General features: G+C 55.2%; 5 protein-coding genes. 4 read left to right on the top strand and 1 reads right to left on the bottom strand.

What is annotated here, in order from left to right; translation table 11 throughout:
• Positions 1-225 precede the first annotated feature (225 nt).
• The 4 genes from metA to aceK all read left to right on the top strand — a co-directional run bounded on the left by metA (position 226) and on the right by aceK (position 6,238).
• Positions 226-1,155: a homoserine O-acetyltransferase MetA gene (gene metA / locus ACSEMK_RS22515; protein WP_045396850.1), complete on the top strand. Its 930-nt coding sequence runs from the start codon at positions 226-228 to the stop codon at positions 1,153-1,155.
• A 260-nt stretch (positions 1,156-1,415) separates the two neighbouring features.
• Complete coding sequence (aceB, locus tag ACSEMK_RS22510) at positions 1,416-3,017, top strand: malate synthase A (protein WP_430915469.1); 1,602 nt, start codon at positions 1,416-1,418, stop codon at positions 3,015-3,017.
• Positions 3,018-3,048: 31 nt separating this feature from the next.
• Positions 3,049-4,353, top strand: coding sequence for an isocitrate lyase (aceA, locus tag ACSEMK_RS22505; protein WP_015368800.1), 1,305 nt, complete (start codon positions 3,049-3,051; stop codon positions 4,351-4,353).
• A 100-nt stretch (positions 4,354-4,453) separates the two neighbouring features.
• Entirely contained in the window at positions 4,454-6,238 is a 1,785-nt protein-coding gene (gene aceK, locus ACSEMK_RS22500) for a bifunctional isocitrate dehydrogenase kinase/phosphatase (RefSeq protein ID WP_271032799.1), read from the top strand.
• 51 nt (positions 6,239-6,289) lie between these two features.
• Here aceK and iclR read toward each other — a convergent pair whose 3' ends face one another.
• Entirely contained in the window at positions 6,290-7,120 is an 831-nt protein-coding gene (gene iclR, locus ACSEMK_RS22495) for a glyoxylate bypass operon transcriptional repressor IclR (protein ID WP_020079887.1), read from the bottom strand.
• Positions 7,121-7,146: the final 26 nt, after the last annotated feature.

The following is a 7,146-nucleotide window of genomic DNA, read 5'->3' as shown; positions in this document are numbered from 1 at the left end:
CGTAGCAACCCGTAGCCCGGGAAAGGCGCCTCGCGCCGCCCCCGGGGAAAGCGACCATATCAATACTTCCCCGGCCTGCACTGCCTGCGTGAGATCCAACCTTTTAAATCCTCCTTGAAACTTTCTCACCTTCCACTTGCAGACTCGACATTTTGCTTATTCCTGGTTATTGTCAGCTATCTGGATGTCTAAACGTTTATACGTATGTAATGGGGTGATACAGCTATGCCAATTCGGGTGCAGGACGAGCTACCGGCCGTCAATTTCTTGCGCGATGAAAACGTCTTCGTGATGACGACATCGCGTGCCACCACTCAGGAAATCCGCCCGCTGAAGGTGTTAATTCTCAATCTAATGCCAAAGAAGATCGAGACGGAGAATCAGTTCCTGCGGCTGCTGTCGAACTCGCCGCTACAGGTCGATATCCAACTGCTACGCATCGATGCGCGTGAGTCGCGTAATACGCCGACGGAGCATCTGAATAACTTTTACTGCAACTTTGACGACATTCGCGAGCAGAACTTCGATGGTCTTATTGTTACCGGCGCGCCGTTGGGGCTGGTTGAATTTAACGATGTTGCCTACTGGCCACAGATCAAACAGGTACTGGAGTGGGCTAAGGATCACGTCACGTCAACACTATTTGTCTGTTGGGCGGTACAGGCGGCGTTGAATATTCTTTATGGTATCCCCAAGCAAACTCGTACCGAAAAGATCTCTGGCGTTTATGAACACCATATTTTGCACCCGCATGCGCTGCTGACTCGCGGGTTTGATGACACCTTCCTTGCGCCTCATTCGCGCTATGCCGACTTCCCGGCCGGGCTGATTCGTGATTACACCGACCTCGACATTCTTGCTGAAACCGAAGATGGCGATGCCTATCTTTTCGCCAGCAAAGATAAACGTATCGCTTTTGTTACCGGTCACCCTGAATACGATCCGCATACCCTGGCAAGTGAATACTTCCGCGATCTGGAGGCTGGTTTAGCGCCACAGCTTCCGGACAACTACTTCCCGAATAACGATCCAAACAATAAACCGCGGGCGACCTGGCGCAGCCATGGCAATCTCCTGTTTGCTAACTGGCTTAACTATTACGTCTACCAAATCACACCATACGATCTGCGTCATATGAATCCAACGCTGGATTAATCTACCAGCGCGTACGATCCTAAAGCGTTTCAGCATCTCGCCTCAGGCACCTTAGGGTGCCTTTTTTATTTCCGAAAATTACTTCCCCTTCTATTTAAACTTTAATTTCTTTGTTATCAAAGTGTTGAATTGATTTTAAATTAAAAATGGAAATTGTTTTTGATTTTGAAAAATTCTTGAGTAGTCTTAATTGTGCTGAGCGAAAAGCAGACAACGATCTTTCGCTCGCGCTACCAGGATCAACCAAGAGGAGCTGCACAATGACGCACCAGGCGACAATGACCGATGAACTGGCCTTCAGCCAGCCTTATGGCGAGCAGGAGAAGCAAATTCTGACTGCGGAAGCGGTGGAGTTCCTGACGGAACTGGTGAGCCGTTTTATGCCTGAGCGTAATCAGCTGTTGGCGGCACGCGTCCTGCAACAGCAGGCCATTGATGGTGGTAATCTTCCTGATTTTATTTCGGAAACGGCTTCCATTCGTAATGGTGGCTGGAAGATACGCGGTATTCCGGCCGATTTGCAGGACCGCCGCGTAGAAATCACCGGTCCGGTTGAACGCAAGATGGTAATTAACGCCCTGAATGCTAACGTTAAAGTCTTTATGGCTGATTTCGAAGACTCGCTGGCGCCGGATTGGCACAAAGTGATTGATGGCCAAATCAATCTGCGCGATGCGGTCAATGGCACCATCAGCTACACCAACGAAGCGGGGAAAATTTATCAGTTGCAGCCCGATCCCGCGGTACTGGTCTGCCGCGTTCGCGGCCTGCATCTGCCGGAGAAGCACGTTACCTGGCGTGGTGAGGCGATTCCCGGCAGTTTGTTCGATTTTGCGCTCTATTTCTTCCACAACTACCAGGCGCTGCTGGCGAAAGGGAGCGGCCCCTATTTCTATCTGCCGAAAACCCAGTCCTGGCAAGAGGCGGCATGGTGGAGCAAAGTCTTCAGTTTCACCGAGGATCGTTTTGAGCTGCCGCGGGGCACCATTAAGGCCACGTTGCTGATTGAGACGCTGCCGGCAGTATTCCAGATGGATGAAATCCTGCATGCGCTGCGCGACCATATTGTTGGCCTGAACTGCGGGCGCTGGGACTATATCTTCAGTTATATCAAGACGCTGAAAAATCACCCCGACCGTGTCCTGCCGGATCGCCAGGTGGTGACGATGGATAAACCTTTCCTGAGCGCCTATTCACGCCTGCTGATTAAGACTTGCCATAAGCGCGGCGCCTTCGCGATGGGCGGTATGGCGGCGTTTATCCCGAGCAAAGATGCCGAACGCAATCGTCAGGTGCTAAATAAAGTCACCGCCGATAAAGAGCTGGAGGCCAACAATGGCCACGATGGCACCTGGATTGCGCATCCGGGCCTTGCGGATACGGCGATGAACGTCTTTAACCGCGTACTGGGTGAACATCCTAACCAGCTGTTTGTTACCCGCAATGACGACGCGCCGATTACCGCCGAGCAGCTGCTGGCTCCCTGCGAGGGCGAGCGTACTGAAGCCGGCATGCGCGCCAATATCCGCGTAGCGGTGCAGTACATTGAGGCCTGGATCTCCGGCAACGGTTGCGTACCGATTTACGGCCTGATGGAAGATGCGGCGACGGCTGAGATTTCGCGTACCTCTATCTGGCAGTGGATCCATCACCAGAAAACCCTGAATGACGGTACACCGGTTACCAAGGCGCTGTTCCGCCAGTGGCTGGCTGAAGAGCTGATGGTGATTCAGGAAGAGTTGGGGGAACACCGCTTCAGCCACGGTCGCTTTGACGATGCGGCGCGGCTGATGGAGCAAATCACCACTTCCGACGAACTGATCGACTTCCTGACTCTGCCAGGTTACCGCCTGTTGGCGTAATTCACCCCATCACAATATGGAGCATCTGCACATGAAAACCCGTACCCAACAAATCGAAGAATTAAACAAAGAGTGGACGAACCCGCGCTGGGAAGGCATTACCCGCCCATATAGCGCGGAAGAGGTGGTGAAGTTACGCGGCTCGGTGAACCCGGAATGCACGCTGGCGCAGCTTGGCGCGGCGAAAATGTGGCGTCTGCTGCATGGTGAAGCGAAAAAGGGTTATATCAATAGCCTTGGCGCGTTAACCGGCGGCCAGGCGCTGCAGCAGGCGAAGGCGGGCATTGAAGCCATCTACTTGTCTGGCTGGCAGGTCGCCGCCGACGCCAACCTGGCCTCCAGTATGTACCCGGATCAATCGTTGTACCCGGCTAACTCGGTGCCGTCGGTAGTTGATCGGATCAACAACACCTTCCGTCGCGCCGATCAGATCCAGTGGGCGGCGGGGATTGAGCCGAACGATCCGCGTTTTATCGACTATTTCCTGCCGATCGTCGCCGACGCGGAAGCCGGTTTTGGCGGCGTACTGAACGCCTTTGAGCTGATGAAATCGATGATTGCGGCCGGTGCAGCGGCCGTGCATTTCGAAGATCAGCTGGCGTCGGTGAAGAAGTGCGGACATATGGGCGGCAAGGTGCTGGTGCCGACGCAAGAAGCGATTCAGAAGCTGGTCGCTGCGCGCCTGGCGGCGGATGTGATGGGCGTGCCGACGCTGCTTATTGCCCGTACCGACGCCGATGCCGCTGACCTGATTACCTCGGATTGCGATCCTTACGATCGCGAGTTTATCTCCGGCGATCGCACCAGCGAAGGTTTTTATCGCACCCATGCCGGAATCGAACAGGCAATCAGCCGCGGCCTGGCCTACGCCCCTTACGCTGACCTGGTATGGTGTGAAACCTCCAAACCGGACATTGAACAGGCACGCCGTTTCGCCGAGGCGATTCACGCCCGCTTCCCGGGCAAGCTGCTGGCCTATAACTGCTCGCCATCCTTTAACTGGAAGAAGAATCTCGACGATAAAACCATCGCCAGCTTCCAGCAGCAGCTATCGGATATGGGCTATAAATTCCAGTTCATTACCCTGGCGGGTATTCACAGCATGTGGTTCAACATGTTCGACCTGGCTCACGCCTACGCGCAGGGCGAAGGCATGCGTCACTATGTCGAAAAGGTTCAGCAGCCGGAGTTTGCCGCTGGGCCGGAAGGCTACACCTTCGTCTCGCATCAGCAGGAAGTGGGCACCGGGTACTTCGACAAAGTGACCACCATTATCCAGGGGGGGACCTCGTCGGTAACGGCGCTGACCGGCTCGACCGAAGAATCACAGTTTTAAGCAATGCCCGGTGGCGCTGCGCTTACCGGGCCTACAAAGGTGTAGGCCGGATAAGCTAACGCGCCATCCGGCATGATGTTGTGCCGGATGGGGGAAAGCGATGACGCGTGGCCTGGAACTACTGATTGCCCAAACCATTTTACAGGGATTCGACGCCCAGTACGGGCGTTTTCTGGAAGTCACTTCCGGCGCGCAGCAGCGCTTTGAACAGGCTGACTGGCACGCCGTGCAGCAGGCGATGAAGCAGCGTATCCATCTCTACGATCACCACGTGGGTCTGGTGGTAGAACAGCTGCGCTGCATTACCGAAGGGAAAAGTACCGACGTCGATTTTCTTCTGCGGGTGAAACAGCAGTACACCCAACTGTTGCCGGATTACCCTCGCTTTGAAATTGCGGAGAGCTTTTTCAACTCGGTCTACTGCCGACTGTTTGACCACCGCTCGCTGACCCCCGAGCGGCTCTTTATTTTTAGCTCCCAGCCGGAACGTCGTTTTCGCACGATTTCGCGACCGCTGGCGAAGGACTTTTATCCCGAACGCGGCTGGGAATACCTGATGCATAACCTGCTTGCCGATTTGCCGCTGCGCCTGCCGTGGCAAAACAAAGGGCGTGATATCGGTTATATCGTCAGTCATTTACGCGAAGCTCTCGGTGGCGAGTTGCTGTCGCAGTCGCATCTGCAGGTGGCGAATGAGCTTTTTTATCGTAATAAAGCCGCCTGGCTGGTGGGTAAATTGATCACGCCGATGGCGACGCTGCCGTTCCTGCTGCCGATACATCGTAGCGATGACGGGCAGCTGTTTGTTGATGCCTGTCTGACGACTCACGCCGAGGCGAGTATCGTCTTTGGTTTCGCCCGCTCCTATTTCATGGTCTACGCGCCGCTGCCCGCGGCGCTGGTTGAATGGCTGCGCGAGATTCTGCCGGGAAAAACTACCGCCGAGCTGTATATGGCGATAGGCTGTCAGAAGCATGCTAAAACGGAAAGTTATCGCGAGTACCTGCACTATGTTACCCGCAGTGATGAGCAATTTATCGAAGCGCCTGGCATCCGTGGGATGGTGATGTTGGTCTTTACCCTGCCGGGATTCGACCGGGTATTTAAGGTGATTAAAGACCGCTTTGCGCCGCAAAAAGAGATGACCGCCGCCCACGTTCGTGCCTGCTATCAGCTGGTCAAAGAACACGACCGCGTCGGGCGAATGGCGGATACTCAGGAATTTGAAAACTTTGTGCTCGATAAGCGACAAATTGCGCCCGGGCTGATGGCGCTGTTGCAGGCGGAAGCGGGGAATAAGTTGACCGACCTCGGCGATCGCATTGCCATCAGTCATCTTTATATTGAACGACGGATGGTGCCGCTCAATATCTGGCTGGAGCAGGTGGAAGGCCAGGCGCTGCGCGACGCGGTAGAAGAGTACGGTAATGCCATTCGCCAACTGGCGGCCGCCAATATCTTCCCCGGCGACATGCTGTTCAAAAACTTCGGCGTCACGCGCCACGGACGGGTGGTATTCTACGATTACGATGAAATTTGCTATATGACCGAGGTGAATTTCCGCGATATTCCGCCGCCGCGCTATCCGGAAGATGAGTTGGCCAGTGAACCCTGGTATAGCGTGTCCCCTGGCGATGTCTTCCCGGAAGAGTTCCGTCACTGGTTGTGCGCCGATCCGCGGATCGGGCCATTACTGGAGGAAATGCACGCCGATTTGCTGCGTGCCGATTACTGGCGCGAATTACAGACGCGCATTAAAAACGGGCACGTGGAAGATGTTTACGCTTACCGGCGTAAGCAGCGTTTTAGCGTGCGTTATGGCGCCGACAGTAGGCCGGATAAGGCGTTTACGCCGCCATCCGGCAAGGTGCGCCGATCTGCCTGATGGCGCTACGCTTATCAGGCCAACTTAAAATGCCCCTCTGGGGCATTTTTATTATTTAACCCCGCCGTATGCCAACGTGACTTCCTTGGCGGCCTTAATGACAAGCGCGCCAAGCTCGGTCACCCGATCATCGGTCATGCGTGAAATCGGCCCGGAGATGGAGATTGCGGCGAACGGCTCGCGGTGTTCGTCGTAAATGCAGGAAGCGATACAGCGCAGCCCCAGCGCATGTTCTTCATCATCAAATGAATAGCCGCGTTTACGCGTCTGGGCCAAATCCTCTTTCAAATGTACCGGAGAAACCAGGGTGGCGTGGGTGTAAGCATGCAGCCCTTTCCGATGTAGCAGCGTGGTGACCTCTTCTTCGCTCAACTGCGACAGAAACGCTTTTCCGGCGCCTGACGCGTGCATCGGCAATTTGCCGCCAATCGGCGCCGACATGCGCATCAGCTGCGTACATTGCACCTGGTCGATGATAATCGCCTGATGATCGCTTTTATCCAGTACCGCCAGGTTGACCGTTTCGCCGGAATCTTCCATCAGCTGGCGCAGAATAGGATGGACGATGGCCAGCAGATTGCGGCTTTGCAGGAAGCTGCTGCCGACGACAAACGCATGCGCGCCAATCGCCCAGTGCCCCAGCTCGCCGACCTGGCGCACAAAACCGAGCTGCTGCATGGTGGTAAGCAGACGATGGGTGGTGGAGTTAGGTAGCCCCGCCTGCTGCGCCAGTTCGGTGAGCGCGACGCTGCTATGCGATTCAGAAATCCATTCAAGCAGTTTCAGACCGCGGGTAAGCGACTGCACTTGTCCGCCAGCCTGAGCGGCAGGGGCGGCGGCAGCGGGTTTTCTGCCGCGTTTGGCGGGAACCGGGGTAGCCATGATGAACTCCTTTTTTCTGTATCGTG

This window comes from Klebsiella sp. K-3 (assembly GCF_051207495.1).
Classification (GTDB): Bacteria; Pseudomonadota; Gammaproteobacteria; order Enterobacterales; family Enterobacteriaceae; genus Klebsiella; species Klebsiella aerogenes.
The sequence above is the reverse complement of the archived record's forward strand: the minus strand, read 5'-3'. Positions and strand labels throughout refer to the sequence as shown.